General features: G+C 66.6%; 18 protein-coding genes and 1 pseudogene. 10 read left to right on the top strand and 9 right to left on the bottom strand.

Annotation, left to right across the window (positions count from 1 at the left end; genetic code table 11):
• A pseudogene (locus LCI23_RS20125) lies at nucleotides 1–96 on the top strand (IS5/IS1182 family transposase); the annotation flags it as partial.
• Nucleotides 97–113: 17 nt separating this feature from the next.
• On the opposite strand, the gene LCI23_RS20120 reads toward LCI23_RS20125, so the two are convergent.
• From LCI23_RS20120 to LCI23_RS20105, 4 genes are all read right to left on the bottom strand, one after another.
• Nucleotides 114–1,064 (bottom strand): S41 family peptidase, encoded by a 951-nt coding sequence (locus LCI23_RS20120; protein ID WP_224948232.1) that lies wholly within the window; start codon nucleotides 1,062–1,064, stop codon nucleotides 114–116.
• Between the two features lie 185 nt (nucleotides 1,065–1,249).
• Nucleotides 1,250–2,551 carry a dicarboxylate/amino acid:cation symporter gene (locus LCI23_RS20115; RefSeq protein ID WP_224948231.1) on the bottom strand — a complete coding sequence of 434 codons (1,302 nt, stop codon included), beginning with the start codon at nucleotides 2,549–2,551 and terminating at the stop codon, nucleotides 1,250–1,252.
• A 119-nt stretch (nucleotides 2,552–2,670) separates the two neighbouring features.
• On the bottom strand, nucleotides 2,671–2,865 hold the full coding sequence (locus tag LCI23_RS20110; protein ID WP_224948230.1) for an amidohydrolase family protein: 195 nt from the start codon (nucleotides 2,863–2,865) through the stop codon (nucleotides 2,671–2,673).
• Nucleotides 2,862–3,980 (bottom strand): amidohydrolase family protein, encoded by a 1,119-nt coding sequence (locus tag LCI23_RS20105; protein ID WP_224948229.1) that lies wholly within the window; start codon nucleotides 3,978–3,980, stop codon nucleotides 2,862–2,864. Before LCI23_RS20105 ends, LCI23_RS20110 begins: the two co-directional genes overlap by 4 nt.
• A 164-nt stretch (nucleotides 3,981–4,144) precedes the next feature.
• On the opposite strand from LCI23_RS20105, the gene LCI23_RS20100 reads away from it, so the two are divergent.
• Entirely contained in the window at nucleotides 4,145–5,194 is a 1,050-nt protein-coding gene (locus LCI23_RS20100; protein ID WP_224948228.1) for a sugar-transfer associated ATP-grasp domain-containing protein, read from the top strand.
• Nucleotides 5,195–5,208: 14 nt separating this feature from the next.
• Here the strand turns inward: LCI23_RS20100 and LCI23_RS20095 are convergent, their stop codons facing one another.
• On the bottom strand, nucleotides 5,209–5,991 hold the full coding sequence (locus tag LCI23_RS20095) for a 3-hydroxybutyrate dehydrogenase (protein ID WP_224948227.1): 783 nt from the start codon (nucleotides 5,989–5,991) through the stop codon (nucleotides 5,209–5,211).
• 126 nt (nucleotides 5,992–6,117) lie between these two features.
• Here LCI23_RS20095 and LCI23_RS20090 point away from each other — a divergent pair, with 126 nt between their 5' ends.
• From LCI23_RS20090 to LCI23_RS20065, 6 genes are all read left to right on the top strand, one after another.
• The gene (locus LCI23_RS20090; RefSeq protein WP_224948233.1) at nucleotides 6,118–7,038 is read left to right on the top strand and encodes an alpha/beta fold hydrolase; all 921 of its coding nucleotides are present in this window, start codon (nucleotides 6,118–6,120) and stop codon (nucleotides 7,036–7,038) included.
• 26 nt (nucleotides 7,039–7,064) lie between these two features.
• Complete coding sequence (locus LCI23_RS20085) at nucleotides 7,065–7,415, top strand: RidA family protein (protein ID WP_224948226.1); 351 nt, start codon at nucleotides 7,065–7,067, stop codon at nucleotides 7,413–7,415.
• A gap of 9 nt (nucleotides 7,416–7,424) precedes the next feature.
• A complete protein-coding gene (locus LCI23_RS20080; RefSeq protein ID WP_224948225.1) occupies nucleotides 7,425–9,677 on the top strand; it encodes a bifunctional (p)ppGpp synthetase/guanosine-3',5'-bis(diphosphate) 3'-pyrophosphohydrolase in 2,253 nt (750 codons plus the stop codon).
• Between the two features lie 85 nt (nucleotides 9,678–9,762).
• Nucleotides 9,763–10,569, top strand: coding sequence for an ABC transporter permease (locus LCI23_RS20075; RefSeq protein ID WP_224948224.1), 807 nt, complete (start codon nucleotides 9,763–9,765; stop codon nucleotides 10,567–10,569).
• A 23-nt stretch (nucleotides 10,570–10,592) separates the two neighbouring features.
• Nucleotides 10,593–11,540: an MlaD family protein gene (locus LCI23_RS20070; protein WP_224948223.1), complete on the top strand. Its 948-nt coding sequence runs from the start codon at nucleotides 10,593–10,595 to the stop codon at nucleotides 11,538–11,540.
• Nucleotides 11,537–12,187, top strand: a complete 651-nt coding sequence (locus LCI23_RS20065; RefSeq protein WP_224948222.1) for a hypothetical protein — start codon at nucleotides 11,537–11,539, stop codon at nucleotides 12,185–12,187. The genes LCI23_RS20070 and LCI23_RS20065 overlap by 4 nt, the downstream gene beginning before the upstream one ends.
• A gap of 132 nt (nucleotides 12,188–12,319) precedes the next feature.
• On the opposite strand, the gene LCI23_RS20060 is transcribed toward LCI23_RS20065, so the two are convergent.
• From LCI23_RS20060 to LCI23_RS20050, 3 genes are all read right to left on the bottom strand, one after another.
• Complete coding sequence (locus tag LCI23_RS20060) at nucleotides 12,320–12,538, bottom strand: hypothetical protein (protein WP_224948221.1); 219 nt, start codon at nucleotides 12,536–12,538, stop codon at nucleotides 12,320–12,322.
• A gap of 173 nt (nucleotides 12,539–12,711) precedes the next feature.
• Nucleotides 12,712–13,437: an NAD(P)/FAD-dependent oxidoreductase gene (locus tag LCI23_RS20055; protein WP_224948220.1), complete on the bottom strand. Its 726-nt coding sequence runs from the start codon at nucleotides 13,435–13,437 to the stop codon at nucleotides 12,712–12,714.
• Between the two features lie 66 nt (nucleotides 13,438–13,503).
• Complete coding sequence (locus LCI23_RS20050) at nucleotides 13,504–13,674, bottom strand: FAD-dependent oxidoreductase (RefSeq protein WP_224948219.1); 171 nt, start codon at nucleotides 13,672–13,674, stop codon at nucleotides 13,504–13,506.
• Nucleotides 13,675–13,843: 169 nt separating this feature from the next.
• Between LCI23_RS20050 and LCI23_RS20045 the strand changes: the two genes are divergently transcribed.
• Nucleotides 13,844–14,269 (top strand): NUDIX domain-containing protein, encoded by a 426-nt coding sequence (locus LCI23_RS20045; protein ID WP_224948218.1) that lies wholly within the window; start codon nucleotides 13,844–13,846, stop codon nucleotides 14,267–14,269.
• Nucleotides 14,270–14,279: 10 nt separating this feature from the next.
• On the top strand, nucleotides 14,280–14,888 hold the full coding sequence (locus LCI23_RS20040) for an alpha/beta fold hydrolase (RefSeq protein WP_224948217.1): 609 nt from the start codon (nucleotides 14,280–14,282) through the stop codon (nucleotides 14,886–14,888).
• A 31-nt stretch (nucleotides 14,889–14,919) separates the two neighbouring features.
• Here LCI23_RS20040 and LCI23_RS20035 read toward each other — a convergent pair whose 3' ends face one another.
• On the bottom strand, nucleotides 14,920–15,849 hold the full coding sequence (locus LCI23_RS20035) for a cation diffusion facilitator family transporter (RefSeq protein ID WP_224948216.1): 930 nt from the start codon (nucleotides 15,847–15,849) through the stop codon (nucleotides 14,920–14,922).
• Between the last annotated feature and the right edge of the window lie 212 nt (nucleotides 15,850–16,061).

Here is a 16,061-nt window from a genome sequence, read left to right as displayed (position 1 = left end):
AAGGACTTCCGCGCCGTTGCAACGCGTTACGACAAGCGCGGCCATAACTACCTCGCCGCAGTCATCGTGGCGACAATAATGTTATGGCTTCCCTGAACTCAGTCAGACAGACCCTAGTGGGCGTGCGCGAGTGCCACCCTGGCGACAGCCAGCGCCGCGGGCAGGGCGTCGGCAGCCGGCACCGCCAGGTCGGGCAGCACGCCTGTGCCGAAGTCGGTCTTCGACACGGCATTCACGGTGCTGATGGTGGCGACGTGGGCGACCAGGTGCGGCGTGACCGGTTTGCCAAAGGCGCCATGGCTGCCGCCCCGTGTCTTCTCGCCGACAATCGTGGCGCGCTTCAGTTGCTGCATGGTATAGGCAAAGTTCTCCGCCGCCGAGAAGGTCTCCTTGCCGACCAGGATGTAGACCGGCTTGCGGCTGCCGAAGCGCTTGGCCGCCTGGGCCGGCCTGGTCCAGCTTTCGGTGCTGGTGCCCCGTTTCCGGTCGCTGCGGGTGAACAGGTGGATCGGCTCGTCGTCGAACAGGTAGCTGGCCAGCACCGGAATCAGTTCGGACGATCCGCCGGTGTTGCCGCGCAGGTCGAAGACCAGGGCCGCGGCGTCGGCCACCTCGCCCATGAGGCTGTCGACGAAGGCGCCGGCTTCCTCCGGTCTGGCAAAGCCGTCGAAGCGGATGAGTGCAATATTGCCCTCGAACCGTTGCAGGGGAGCGAAGTAGTAGTTGGCAGCGCGCAGCTGGGCGAGGCGCTCTTCCTCGCGACGCTCGAACGCGGCGGGATCGGCCGCCGGCGAGCCGGCCAGCTGGTCGTCTTCGTGGTACAGGACCCCGGTGTGCGACTCCTTGCAAATCAGGTCGATATGCGCGCTCAACACCTTCGCCAGTTCGCGCGAGGAGGTGATGTCCTCGTACTCGCCGCGTTGCAGGCGCGAGCGCAGGTCACGCGCCATGCGCTGGCCGACTTCCGGATCGAAGTAGATCTTCTCGAACTGCGTGGCGATATCCTGGATTGCCTTGCTGCGCTCTTGTGGTGCGAGTCGGGCGTCGGGTGCGGCGACAGCCATGAGAGGGATCGTCAGAATTAGCGCGGCTGCCAATGTCGAGAATGTTTTCATGCCTGCTCCGGGTAGGTTTCGACGCCACATCCTAGCAAGCGCGATGCCGCGGGTCCATTCGCCATGCATGGCGCGCTTCGCAGGGGCGAAAAAAAACCGCATCGGAAGATGCGGTTTTTCGCGTGGAGCGGGATTCAGGCAGCGGCGCGCACCGGCGTCAGTTCCTTCTCGCCCTCGGCCGGCACGCGGCCATGCAGCACGGCGTCCATGCGTTCAGTGTCGAGTTCCTTTTCCCACTTCGACACCACCACCGTCGCCACGCCGTTGCCGATGAAGTTGGTCAGGGCACGCGCTTCGCTCATGAAGCGGTCGATGCCGAGGATCAGGGCCATGCCGGCCACCGGGATGGTCGGCACCACGGCCAGGGTCGCGGCCAGGGTGATAAAGCCGGCGCCGGTGATGCCCGATGCGCCCTTCGAGGTCAGCATCGCCACCGCCAGGATGGTCAATTCCTGCATCAGGGTCAGTTCGGTGTTGGTGGCCTGGGCCACGAACAGGGCCGCCATCGTCATGTAGATATTGGTGCCGTCCAGGTTGAACGAGTAGCCGGTCGGGACCACCAGGCCGACCACCGGCTTGGAGCAGCCGAGGCGCTCGAGTTTACGCATCAGGGCTGGCAGGGCGCTCTCCGAGGAGCTGGTGCCGAGCACGATCAGCAGTTCTTCCTTGATGTACTTGATGAAGCGGAAGATCGAGAAGCCGGTGTACTTCGCGATGGCGCCCAGCACCACGGCCACGAACAGGAAGCAGGTCAGGTAGAAGGAACCCATCAGCTTGGCCAGCGGCAGCAGCGAATCGAGACCGTATTTGCCGATGGTGAAGGCCATCGCGCCGAAGGCGCCGATCGGGGCGGCCTTCATGACGATGTTTACGACGCCGAAGATGGCGTGCGAGAAGTCTTCGATCATCTTGGTCACCGGGCGGCCGCGCTCGCCCATCATCGACAGCGAGAAGCCGAACAGCAGGGCGATCAGGAGCACCTGCAGGATGTCGCCCTTGGCGAAGGCATCCACGAAGGTGTTCGGGATGATGTTCATCACGAAGTCGATGGTGCTCTGGTCCTTGGCCTTCTCGGTGTACTTCGCGATCGAGGAGGCGTCCAGGTGGGCGACGTCGACGTTGAAGCCGGCGCCCGGTTTGAGCACGTTGGCGACCACCAGGCCGATGGCCAGCGCGAAGGTCGACACGACCTCGAAGTAGAGCAGGGCCTTGCCGCCGACGCGGCCGATCTTCTTCATGTCCTGCATGCCGGCGATGCCGGCAACGACGGTACAGAAGATCACTGGGGCGATGATCATCTTGATCAGTTTAATGAAGCCGTCTCCCAATGGCTTCATCTTCGCGCCCAGTTCAGGGTAGAACACCCCCAGCAGCACGCCGAGCGCAATCGCGATCAGCACCTGGACATACAGAATCTTGTAGAAAGGCTTTTTCATGGCAACTCTTCTCAGAGAAGTTTGTGGTGTTGCCATCTTGTCGGAAGCGGATCGCCTTATCTATTGTGGATATCCGCAGGCCTTATATCTGGTATGTGGCCGGGCAGGGGGGGCGGCGCTCAGGGGCGCCGGAACACCTCGCCACCCTTCATCACGAAGCCTACCCGGGCGGCGGCCGCGATATCGGCGGTCGGGTCGCCGTCCACGGCCACCACGTCGGCCAGCATGCCGGGCTTGAGCGCGCCAAGGTCGCCGCGGCCGAGGATCCCGGCCGCCACCACGGTGGCCGCGCGCATCGCTTCCAGCGGCGTCATACGCGCCACTGGCGCCTATGACTCCCCAACTTGACCAGCCAGGCCAGTTCGCGCGCATTGCTGCCGTGCGCGAACACGCCCACGTCGCTGCCGTTGCCGATGGTAACGCCCACCTTGCGCGCCAGTGCGAAGGCGCGCTGCGCCGCGTGCATCGCGGGCGTTGGCGGCCCGCCACGCACGTGCTTCTGGAAGTATTCGCCGGTCGCCTCCGGCGCCGTCAGGGTCGGGATGTAGGCGGTACCGCGCTCCTTCATCAGGCGGAAGGTCTGTTCCGAGGCGCCGTAGCCGTGCTCGATGGTGTCGGCGCCGGCCAGCACCGCCGTGCGGATCGCATCGTCGCTGCTGGCGTGCACGGCCACCTTGCGGCCGCTGACGTGGCTGGCCGCGACCATCGCCTTCATTTCCTCCATGCTGAAGGTGGGACGGGTGCTGCCGTCGATGCCGGTGCGGTAGTCGCCGTAGATCTTGATCCAGTCGGCGCCGCGTGCCGACTGCTCGCGCACCGCCCTGGTGACGTCATCGACGCCGGTGGCCGGTTGCGCGCCGTAGGGGATGGCGAGGTCGGGGCGGTAGCTGCGTTCGGCCGGCCCGTAGCTGTAGCTGGCCACGATCGCGCGGGTGGCCACCAGCAGGCGCGGACCAGGCGCCACCCCTTCGTCGATGGCGCGCCGGATGCCGACGTCGGCATAGTCCGCGCCTTCGGTGCCGAGGTCGCGCAGGGTGGTGAAGCCGGCCTGCAAGGTGCTTGCCGCGTGGCGGCCGGCCAGCATGATGCGGTAGGCCGGGGCCTCCTTCAGCACCTGGTCGTCCCAGCTCGCCTCGTTGTAGGGGTGGAGCAGGACGTGGGAGTGCAGGTCGATCATGCCGGGGATCAAGGTTTTACCCGGCAGGTCGATGCGCTCGGCGTCGGGCGGGACGCTCAGCTGCGCCGCCGGCCCGACCGCCGCGATGCGTCCCTGCGCGACCAGCACCGCCCAGCCGCGCTGGGGCTGGCCTTCGCCGGTCCAGACGCGCTCGGCTGTCAGGAGGACTGGATGGGCGGGAGCGGCGGCGTCGCTTGTGCCCGCGTAGAAGTTGAGGAGGGTTGCTGCCAGGATGCTGGACAGGATGCGCACGTCGGCTCACTTTTCTTGTCGAAAGCGCCATCATAAGCAACAACGTGTGCAATGAGAAGAACGGTGGCAGAACTATCGATCAGGCCGTTCGGGTTGATGGACATGTGCCGCTACACTCGGTTAGCATGGACTTATAAGTAACTAACAAGCCCAAGGAGACCAGTATGAAGCGCCGTTTCGAACTTGCCCAGTTGCGCCGTCCACCCAATCGTTTGACCGCCGACGAATACGCGATGTACGGGCTGGCCGGCCGATCGTGGGCGGAGAAGGCGGAATTCCTGGGCGTGCAGTCGGGCACCGCGGTCAATTCGAACAACGAGGTGGAGTCGGTGGCGCTCACGCGCGACAAGCTGGTCACCTATGGAATCCTGAGCCTGCACGGCTTTCCCTTCCCCGCGATCCGGGCGGTGGGCCATGTGGCGCGCGGCTTTCCCGGCGCGGCTTCGCTGCCATCGGTGCAAGCTGTGGAAACCTACCTGGAACAGGAAGCGCAATTCCCGCTATTCATGAAGCCGATCGCCGGCAACGGCGGCGCCGGCTCGGTCTGGGTGAGCGGCTACGCGGATGGCATGCTGCGGCTACGCGACGGCAAATCGATCGCGGTGGCCGACTACTTCAAGCGCTGGCTGTCGCGCGAAGGCATCCTGCTGCAGGCCGCGGCCAGGCCGCATCCCGAGATTGCGCGGCGCATCGGCCCCAGGCTCTCGACCGCCCGGGTGGTCGTGCTGGTCACCGAGCGTGGCCCGATCGTCCACCGGGCCGTGCTGCGCATCCCGGCTGGGAACAACATGATCGACAATTTCCGGCATGGCGCCACCGGCAACCTGCTCGGGGCCTTCGAAGTCGATAGCGGCGAAGTGTTCAACGCCATCGGCATGCGCCAGGGCCGGCCGGAACCGGTGGCGGCGCACCCCGATACAGGCGAGGCGCTGGTCGGCTGGACCGTACCCGACTGGCAGCAGGCGAAGGAGATCTGCCTGCGCGCCGCGCCGCTGTTTCCCGGCATCCGCTACCAGTCCTGGGACATCGCCTTCACGGAAGAGGGCCCGCAGACCATGGAAGTGAATTCGGGCGGCGACGTCGACGTGCTGCAGCTGGCGTCCGGACGCGGCATCGCCGACGCCACCTGGTGGGCGCTGCTGCGTGAACCAGCGCCGCGCAGCCTGCTGCGGCGCTGGTACATGCGCAGCGGTCCCTGGGCGCGGCATTCCTGAGCCGCCCCTGGCGCTTACTGGGCGGTCCAGCCGCCGTCCATGTTCCAGGCCACGCCACGCACCTGGTTGCCGGCCGGGCTGCAGAAGAATACGGCCAGCGCGCCCAGTTCCGCCGGGGTCACGAACTCGCCGGAGGGCTGCTTCTCCGCCAGCAGCGCCTTGCGCGCCGCGTCGTTGCTCAGGCCATCGCGCGCGGCGCGGTCGTCCACCTGTTTCTGCACCAGCGGGGTCAGCACCCAGCCCGGGCAGATCGCATTGCAGGTCACGCCGGTGGCGGCCAGTTCGAGCGCGGTCACCTTGGTGAAGCCGACCAGGCCATGCTTGGCGGCGACATAGGCCGACTTCCCGCTCGATCCGACCAGGCCGTGCACCGAAGCCAGGTTGATGATGCGTCCCCAGTTCTTCTGCTTCATGCCGGGCAGGGCCAGGCGCGTGGTGTGGAAGGCGGAGCTCAGGTTGATGGCGATGATCGCATCCCACTTCTCGGCCGGGAATTCGTCCACCGTGGCCACGTGCTGGATACCGGCGTTGTTGACCAGGATGTCGACGCCGCCGAAGCGCTCGGCCGCGAAGCGCATCATGGCCTCGATCTCGGCCGGCTTGCTCATGTCGGCGTTGTGGTAGGCGGTCTGCACGCCGAACTCGGCGCCGACGTCGGTGTACAGTTTTTCGATCTGCTGGGCGTCGCCGAAGCCGTTGAACACGATGTTGGCGCCCTGTTCGGCAAGCGCGCGGGCGATGCCCAGGCCGATGCCGGAAGTCGAGCCGGTGACGAGTGCGGTTTTACCACTGAGCATACTGGATGTCATTGCGTCCTCTGGTTTGGATAATCGGGTTCGGGTTGCTTCTCTAGAATTGGTAGAATTCTAATCGCAACGCCGATTAAAATGGTGCGTTGCGATGATGAAGTGAACAATATTGCCATGACCGGGAGCGGACGCAGGGTGGACGACAGCGAAGCGAGAGTGAACAGCGTGCAGTGCAGCTCGCCCGCCGGCCTGCATCGGATGGCCTACAAGGAGTGGGGCGACCCGCGCAATCCGCGCGTGCTGGTGTGCGTGCACGGCGTGACCCGCGTGTCCGACGACTTCGACCACCTGGCGCGCGCCTTGTGCGACACCTACCGCGTGGTCTGTCCCGACGTGGTCGGGCGCGGGCGTTCCGGCCGCCTGCGCGATCCGCGCTACTACACGGTGCCGCAGTACGTGGCCGACATGGTGACCCTGATCGCGCGCGTCACGGCCGCCGCGCCGGATGGCGGCGAACCCGGCGTGCACTGGTTCGGCACCTCGATGGGTGGCCTGATCGGCATGGTCCTGGCCTCGCTCGACGATTCGCCGGTGCGCAAGCTGGTCCTGAACGACATCGGCCCGGTGCTCGACGGCGCCGCCATCGCCCGCATCGGCGAGTACATCGGCCAGGACATCCGCTTCCCCGACTTCGAGACCGGTGCCGCCTATGTGCGCGCGGTGTCGGCATCCTTCGGCCCGCATAGCGAGCAGGAATGGCACAAGCTGGCCAGCGACGTGCTACGCCAGGACGCCGACGGCCAGTGGGTGCGCCACTACGACCTCGGCCTTGCCCAGCCTTTTCGCGCCATCACGCCGGATAGCGCCGCCGCCGACGAAGCGGCGCTGTGGGCGGCATGGGACGCGATACGCTGTCCGACCCTGCTGGTGCGCGGCGCCGAGTCCGACCTGCTGTCGCGCGCGACCGCGCTCGCCATGTGCGCGCGCGGGCCGAAGCCGCGCCTGGTCGAGTTTGCGGGCGTGGGACATGCCCCTACCTTCGTGCGGCCGGAGCAGATCGCGGCCGCACGCGAATTCCTGGTTGGCGCCGACTGAGCGCCACCTTCATTGAGAAAGCAGATATGGAAATCAAACGACTTCACGTAGGCAAGCGCCTGTCCGAAACCGCCATCCACAACGACACCGTCTACCTGGCGGGCCAGATCGCCGAAGACACCAGCCAGGGCATCGAGGGCCAGATGCGCGAGGTGCTGGGCCATGTGGACCGCCTGCTGAACGAGGCCGGCAGCGACAAGTCCTGCATCCTGATGTGCCAGATCTTCATCTCCAGCATGGAACACTTCGACGGCATGAACGCGGTCTGGGACGAATGGGTCGCGCAGGGCCACACCCCGCCGCGCGCCACGGTCGAAGCGCGGCTGGCCAATCCCGCCTGCCTGGTCGAGGTCTGCATCACCGCCGCGCTGCGCTGACCGGCCTCGATGGTATCGACCGTATTACCGGGTGACGCGGCCGGCGCGCTGGTACAGGGCCTGAGCGCGGAAGACGGCGCGCGCGTCCAGGCAGCCCTCGACTACGCTGGCGGCGCCTATGGCGACCGCCTTGCCAGTTCGGGCCAGAACGCGTTCGAGTTCTCGCTCGGGGTGGCGGGCACCCTGGCCTACCTGCGTACCGATGCCGAGACCCGCATCGCCGGGCTGCTGTTCGAGCTGGCCCTGATGGACCCGCAGGTGGGCGGCGCGCTCGAGGAAGGCTTCGGCAAGGAAGTATCCGACCTGGTGCAGGGCGTCTACCAGCTGATCCGGCTGCGGGACCTCACGGTCGGCAAGGAAGGAGCGGGCACGGCCCGCGGCGCCGGCAAGAATGCCGCCCAGCAGGCTGCGGCCCAGGTGGAAACCCTGCGCAAGATGCTGCTGGCGATGGCCTCGGACATGCGCGTGGTCCTGATGCGCCTGGCCTCCTGCGCCACCACGCTGCGCTACTTCGCCGACCAGAAACGCTTCGACGACACCACGCGCGACTATGGCCGCGAGGTGCTCGACTTCTACGCGCCGCTCGCCAACCGGCTGGGTATCTGGCAGCTCAAGTGGGAACTCGAGGACCTGTCCTTCCGCTTCATCGAGCCCGATGCCTACCGGCAGATCGCGAAGATGCTCGAAGAGAAGCGCACGCAGCGCGAAGGCTTTGTCGCGTCCTCGATCAGGCGCTTGCAGGATGAACTGCAGGAGGCGGGCATCCGGGCCGAGGTCTCGGGCCGCCCGAAGCACATCTACAGCATCTGGAGCAAGATGCGCGGCAAGGAGCTCGATTTCTCTTCGCTGTACGACGTGCGCGCCTTCCGCGTGATCGTGGCCGACGTCAAGACCTGCTACACCGTGCTGGGCATCGTGCACAACATCTGGACCCCGATCCCGAAGGAATTCGACGACTACATCTCGCGTCCCAAGCCGAACGGCTACCAGTCGCTGCACACGGTGGTCACGGCCGACGACGGGCGCCCGCTGGAAGTGCAGATCCGGACCCAGGAGATGCACAATTTCGCCGAGTACGGCATCGCCGCCCACTGGCGCTACAAGGAGGAGGGCGGCTCCAGCTTCAAGAGCCAGAAATACGACGAGAAGATCGCCTGGCTGCGCCAGCTGCTGGCCTGGAAGAGCGACGTGGCGGACGTGGTGGCGGGCCAGGAAGACCTGCAGAAGGAGTGGGTCGAGAAGCTCAAGGCGACCACCCTCGACGACCGCATCTTCGTGCTGACCCCGCAGGCACGGGTGCTCGAGCTGCCGCAGGGCGCGACCCCGATCGACTTCGCCTACCACCTGCACAGCGAGGTGGGGCACCGCTGCCGCGGCGCCAAGGTGGACGGCGTGATGGTGCCGCTGAATACGCCGCTGCGCAACGGCCAGACCTGCGAGATCATCACCGCCAAGGGCGCGCCCGGCAGCGCCGGGCCGTCGCGCGACTGGCTCAGCCCCGGCTACACGGTGAGCAGCCGCACCCGCTCCAAGATCCGCGCCTGGTTCCATGCGCAGGAACAGGCCGAGACGCTGGCCCAGGGCCGGGTGCTGGTGGAGAAGTCGCTGCAGCGCGAGGGCAAGACCGCGGTCAACCTGGAGGCGCTGGCGCAGAAGCTGGGCTTTGCCAAGGTGGACGAGCTGTTCATCGCGGTCGGCAAGGAGAAGTTCAGCCTGCGCCATGTGGAGGCGGCCCTGCACGAGGCGCCGGAAGCGCCGCCCCAGGTGGACGAGGCGGTGGTCAACAAGAGCCGCGCCTCGAGCGTGGAGCAGGGCGCCAAGTCGGGCGTGCTGGTGGTCGGCACCGAAGGCCTGATGACGATGCTGGCCAAGTGCTGCAAGCCGGCGCCGCCAGACCCGATCTGCGGCTTCGTCACGCGCGGCAAGGGCGTGTCGATCCACCGCCTGAGCTGCAAGAACTTCGCCGAGATGCGCGCCAAGGCGCCGGAACGGGTGATCCAGACCGAGTGGGGCGCGGCCGGGCTCGAGACCGTGTACCCGGTCGACCTGTTCATCCTGGCGATGGACCGCCAGGGCCTGCTGCGCGATATCTCGGACGTGTTCATGCGCGAGAAGATCAATGTGATCGGGGTGAATACCCAGAGCGCCAAAGGCCAGGCGCGCATGGTCTTCACCGCCGAGATCGGATCGACCGGCCAGCTGCAGAAGGCCGTGAGCGCGATCGGCGAAGTCAAGGGCGTGCTGGAGGCGCGCCGCCAATGAGGGAACGAGGCGCGACAGGCGGACGCGGTATCGATTTGATACAAAAATCTGGCACACCCATCGGTATTTGTATCATATTGACAGCATGCGCCGCAGCCTGAACCTTCACCTGCGCCCCAGCCTGTGGGGCCTCGCCCTGGCGCGCTACCTGCGCAGCTGGTGGTACATGACCCACCTGGGCGCGGTGGCGCTGGTGATGGCGCTGTCGCCCTCGACCTACAACCGGGCCAACCGGCTGGCGGCGGCACGCTACATCTATGCCAGCACCTGGCAGGTGCTGCCCTGGTTCGGCGTCGCCTCGAGCCTGGTGAGCCTGGTCATCATCCGCATCGTGCTGGTCACGGCGCGCAGCTACGGCCTGTCGCACTTCGCGCTCGAGATGGTGGTGCGGGTGCTGGTGCTGGAACTGATCCCGCTGGCGGCCGCGATGTTCGTGGCGCTGCGCGCCAGCATGGCCTTCGACGCCTCGGCGCTCGGCCTGGCGCGCGCGGGGCTGTCGCCCCAGGCCGCGACCGAGGAAGCGATGCGCCGGATGCGGCGTGACCTGGTGCCGCAGCTGCTGGCGAATTCCTTCGCGGTGCTCAGCCTGGCGATGGTCACCAGTGTCATCGTGCTGGTGCTGGCCTACCTGAACGTGTACGGTCTGCTGCCCTGGGGCGTGGGCGACTACACCCGCACCGTGGGCCGCGTGTTCTCGCCGACGGTGACGGTCGGCTTCGTGCTCAAGACCCTGTTTTTCGGTCTGGCCGTGGCCCTGATTCCGACCGCCGCCATCCTCGAACTGCAGCGTTATCCGCGCCGGCTCAGCTCCACCGTGCAGCCCGGCGCGGTGCGCCTGCTGTTCGTGCTGCTGGTGATCGAGGCCGCCTCGCTCGCCCTGAAATATATCTGACCACCCTACCTAGCGCACCGACCATGAGCGAACCCTTGCCGGACCAAGCGAACCCTGTCGAACCCCAGCATGTCGAACTGAAAGCGATGATCCTGCTGGCGGCGATCGGCATCCTGGTGGTCGCCTTCATCGGCTACGTGATGCATGCCCGCGGCGTGTTCGAGCCGACCCAGCGCCTGGTGCTGGAGACCGATGACTCGAGCGGCGTCATTCCCGGCATGGACATGACCTTCGCCGGCTTTCCGATCGGACGCGTGAGCCAGGTCGAACTGGCACCCGACGGCAAGGTGCGCATCCTGGTGGACGTGCAGAGCAAGGACGCGAAATGGCTGCGCACCTCGAGCGTGTTCACGCTCGAGTCCAGCATCGTCGGCGAGACCCGGCTGCGCGCCTTCACCGGCCTGCTGAACGATCCGCCACTGCCCCCCGGCGCCACCCGCACGGTGCTGCGCGGCGACGCCACCGCCGAGATCCCGCGCATCGTGGCCACCGCGCGCGCCCTGCTCGAGAACCTGGAAAGCATGACGGCGACCGGTTCGGACATCAACGCCAGCCTGGCCAACATCAACGAAGTCACGGGCCGCATGAATGGCCCCGGCGGCGTGCTGGGCGGGGTAATGGGTGGCGACCAGGAGGCGCGCCGGCTGCGCGAGGCGCTCGACCGCATCAATTCGCTGCTCGGCAAGACCGAGCAGCGGGTATACGGCAAGGACGGGGTGATGGACGACGCCCAGGCCGCGATGCGCCAGCTGCATGTGGTGCTGAGCGACGCCAGCGCCACCCTCAAGAAGGTGGACGCGGTGCTGGTCGAAGCCCAGGCGGTGGGCAAGAATGCGCGCGTGGCCACCGAAGACCTGGGCGTGCTGCGCGCCGAGGTCGACGCCAGCCTGCGCAAGGTCAACCGGCTGGTGGACGAGATCAACCGCAAGTGGCCTTTTGCCCGTAGCAACCAGGAGATCAAGCTGCCATGACACGATACGCATTTTCCGTACTGGGCGCGCTGGCGCTGTCGGCGCTGCTGGCCGCCTGCGCCGGCAAGCCGCAGGCGCCCGAGTGGCAGCTCGACGCCAAGGGCGCCCTCGACGGCGCGGTGGACGATTACCTGAAAGGGCACGCCAGCGCCGCCGACGCGGGGTTCCGCACGGCGCGCAGCGCCAGCACCGGCACTGGCCGGCCCGACTACGTGGCCCAGGTCGAACTGGTGCGCTGCGCCGCGCGCGTGGCCAGCCTCGACTTCGACGACTGTCCAGGCTACCAGGCGCTGGCGCAGGATGCGACGCCGGCCCAGCGTGCCTATGCCGATTACCTGTACGGCCGCTGGCAGGGACTCGACTCGGCGCTGCTGCCCGAGCAGCACCGCGCCGTGGCCACATCCGGACAGGTGAACGGCGTGGCCGATCCGCTGGCCCGCCTGGTCGCCGCCGGTGCGGCGCTGAAGGCCGGGCGCCTGACGCCCGAGGGCATCGATGGGGCAGTGGAAACGGCATCCGGCCAGGGCTGGCGGCGGCCGCTGCTGGCCTGGCTGGGCGTGGCCGCGCAGCGTGCGGAGGCAAGTGGCGATGCGCAGGCCCTGGCCTTGCTGCGCCGCCGGATCGCGCTGGCCTCGGGCGAGCGTTAGGCAAAGGGCGCAGTCAACCGGCCTATGGATGAGGACTGAACTGCCGAGGTAACGGAGGCAGCGCCCGAAAAAAAAGCCCGCACGGGGCGGGCTTTGGAAAGGAACTGGCTGGCGGCCATGACCGCCATCCGATCACTTCTGTTTCTTTTCCTTCTTTTCCTTCTTGTCCTTCTGGCCTGCATCGCTGTCCGCTTCCAGTGCCCAGTCGAGCTCGGTGGCGAACATGCCGTCGGCTTCCGTGCCTTCTTCCGTATCGGGCGGGCAGATGCCGGTGCATTTCGGCTTTGGTGGCGTGGCGTAGGCGACGGTGGCGAACGCTGCGGCGGCAATGGCGAGAACGATCTTCTTCATGTGAATTCCTTGAATGCTAGTTTTCGAATTGCCAATATTGTATCGGCGACCTGTTGAGTATAAGCATGGGGTCGATACATGTAAATAGGAAAGGACTTAGGGCCAAGTTGGCCCCAGAAGTATGTGGTTGGCAGGAAACGCCTGAAATGGGCGCGCCACTGTGCGCGCCAGCCTCAGGATGCGTTCGCCGCCTGCGCGGCGGGCTGGCGCAAACGCCAGGGCAGCATATTGTGGATGGTGGTTGCCGCGAGCGCCGCCTGGCCAGTGGCCACCGCGATCTGGTTCAGTCCCCGGGTGACGTCGCCCACCGCGAACAGGCCGGGGACCTGGGTGCGGCAGTGCTCGTCCACCAGCAGCTTGCGGCACTCCACCGTTTCGGCACCCAGTCCGCTCGCCAGGTCGGAGCGGGCATTTTCGCCCAGCATCGGGTAGAACACGTCACACAGGTAATCGGTGCCGTCGCGCGTATGCAGCACCGGCTTCATGTCCTCGCTCATGGTGACCCCGGCCAGCGGCGACTCGACCAGGGTGACGCCGGCAGCCGCCAGGCGCTGGCGCTCTTCCTGGTTCAGGGTCGAGACCGGCCCGCGCTCGAACAGCAGCACGTCGGCGCTGAAGGTGCGCATGAACAGGGCGTGGCCCACCGGGTTGGCGTCGGAGGTGACCACCCCGATGCGCTTGTCGATGACATCCCAGCCGTCGCACACCGGGCACAGGCGCACGGCGCCGCAGCGCACGGCCTCGTCCCAGCGTTCGACCGGCATCCCGGCATCGGCCACGCCGGTGGCCAGCAGCACGGTGTGGGCGCGGATCTGGCAGCTTGCGCCGCCATCGGCCGGCGCATAGTCGCCGACGAACACGCCGTCTTCCAGGCGCAGGTCAAGGATTTCGCCAGCCATCACGCTGCCGCCATAGTTCGCGAGCTGGGCACGCAGGTTCTCCAGCAGCCGTACCCCGTTGATCCCTTACGGGACCCCGGGGTAGTTGTGCGAGACGGGAATCCAGGACAGGCGGCTGTTGCCCTTGTCGACCAGGGCCACGTGGCGGGTGAAGCGGCGCAGGTAAACGCCGGCCGTGAGTCCGGCCGGTCCGCCGCCGATGATGAGCGTGTCGAAAACTGTGCGGTGGCAATCCATATGAGCAGTATGCTGAGCCTTCGTCGTCTCGGCTATCGGCGTGCGGGCCAAGGATGGGTAAGACGCCGCTTACAGCGCCAATCGGAAGGCCAGGTATTGCCGCGCCCGGATCCGCATGGGATGATGCGTTTTCCTTCATCAACCTGCAAGTCAAGCTGATCGGTATTCCATGTTCACGGTTTCAATCAAGGGCGTGCTTGCCACGGCCTCCGGCGGCATCGTATTGTTGATGAACGAGCGGAAGGAATGGGAACTTCCTGGCGGACGGATCGAAGCAGGTGAGACTCCCCAGGAATGTGTCAGACGAGAGATTCACGAAGAGTTGGGCCTGTCCGTGTCTGTTGAAGATCTACTCGACGCCTATCTTTTTGAAGTCATTCCAGGCAAGCATGTATTCATCGTGAGCTACGCGTGTACGCTCGAGGGCCGCTTCGATCCGCGGATCAGCCATGAGCATCAGCGCTTCGGTGTCTTCCAGCCGGATGCGCTCCCGCCGAACCTGCCGGACGGCTATCGTTCGACGATCACGCGCTGGCAGCTCAGGCGTTCGCCAGAGCAATCGCTCCGCCTGGTGCCTTCTCCGGCAAATACCTGAGCGTCCGGCCGTGCGGAAGGTCTCTCAACTCATCTTTCTCCCCGGCGCCTCCGGCAGTACCGAATTCTGGCGTCCCGTGGCCGGGCGTATCGAACATCCGGCGTCACGGGTGTATGCGTGCTGGCCGGGCTTCGGCGGTGTCCCTCGGGATCCTGAGGTGCGCGGCATCGACGACCTGGTTTCCCGCATCGTTGCGGACATCGACCGGCCCAGTGCCCTGATCGCCCAGTCGATGGGAGGCGTGGTGGCGATACTCGCCGCGCTGCGCAGGCCCGAGCTGGTCACCCATCTGGTCTTGTCCGTGACCTCGGGCGGGATGAACATGGCAGCCTTCGATGCGCAGGACTGGCGTCCGGCCATGCGGGCCGCCGCCCCCGGCTTGCCGGACTGGTTTGCCAGCCATGACGAAGACCTGACGCCCCACTTGGCTACGCTGCGCATCCCGACCTTGCTGCTGTGGGGCGACGCCGATCCGATCAGTCCGGTGGCGGTCGGGCGACACCTGGCCTGCGTGCTGCCGCACGCGGATCTGCATGTGCTCGAAGGCGGCGACCACAATCTCGCGTCAACCTGCGCGGACCTGGTGGCGCCGCTGATCGACCGTCACTTGTCGTCCTGATGCCGGGCGCCGATCGCCGCGCCGCCGGGCGTTAAAGCGACTTGCCGCCCGCCGCTTCCGGCTGCAGGGTGACGTGGTCGATGCCATGCCGTTCGCGCAGCATGGCGCGCACGTCTTCCAGCACGGTGGGCCAGCGCTCGAGGCTGGCGATCTCCAGGTGCCCGATCAGGGCAGGGTGGCCGGGCGACATGTCCCACACGTGCAGGTCATGCACGCCCAGCACGCCGTCGACCGCCTTCAGGTGGGTGCCGATTTCCAGGTAGTCGATGCTGGCCGGCACGCCTTCCATCAGGAAGTGGTAGGACTCGCGCAGGATCCCGCTGGTCGAGCGCAGGATCAGCATGGCGACAAACAGCGACAGGATCGGGTCGACCCGCAGCCAGCCGGTGAAATAGATGATGGCGCCCGAGGCGATCGCGGCGACCGAGCCGAGCAGGTCGCCGAGCACGTTGACCAGGGCGGCGCGGGTATTGATCGAGGCTTCCTCGCGCGACAGCACCCAGGCCACCAGCAGGTTGATCGCGGCGCCGATCGCGGCCACCACCAGGACCACGCCACCCTGCACCGGTTCCGGATGCAGCAGGCGCTGCACGGCTTCCCAGGCGATCCAGGCGACCAGCAGCAGCATCGCCAGGCTGTTGACGAAGGCGGCCAGGGCCTCGGCGCGCACCAGGCCGAAGGAATGCCGCGCCGAGGGCGGGCGGCGCGCGATGGCCTGGGCCAGCAGCGCCAGGCCGAGGGCGGCGGCGTCGGTCACCATGTGGCCGGCGTCCGAGATCAGGGCCAGCGAGTTCGAAAAGAAGCCGGTTACCGCTTCGATCAGCGCGAACAGCAGGGTCAGGCCGAGCGCCAGCGACAGCGCGGCCTGGCTGCGTCCCTCGATCACGTGCGCATGGCGGGCATCGCCGTCGAGATGGGCGTGCAGGTGTTCGGAAGCAGGCTCGGCTTGCTGTGCGGGCATGGTCAAATGGGCAAAAGGAATCGTGGCGCTAGTGTAGAACAAAGCCCGGCGGGCGGGGCGAACCAGATCGTCTGGAAACTTTTTTGGGCGCAAGACTGTCAACGCTAAATAGAAATGTCCCCTGTTCTGCAAAGTAGAAATGTCCCCTGGGGTCATGAAGCAGGAGCCAAGGCTAAAGGCGCCTTGATGTGCTCGAACTGAGCGCATGGCGG

The organism is Massilia sp. MS-15, from assembly GCF_020176695.1.
Classification (GTDB): domain Bacteria; phylum Pseudomonadota; class Gammaproteobacteria; order Burkholderiales; family Burkholderiaceae_D; genus Telluria; species Telluria hydrophila.
The sequence above is the reverse complement of the archived record's forward strand: the minus strand, read 5'-3'. Positions and strand labels throughout refer to the sequence as shown.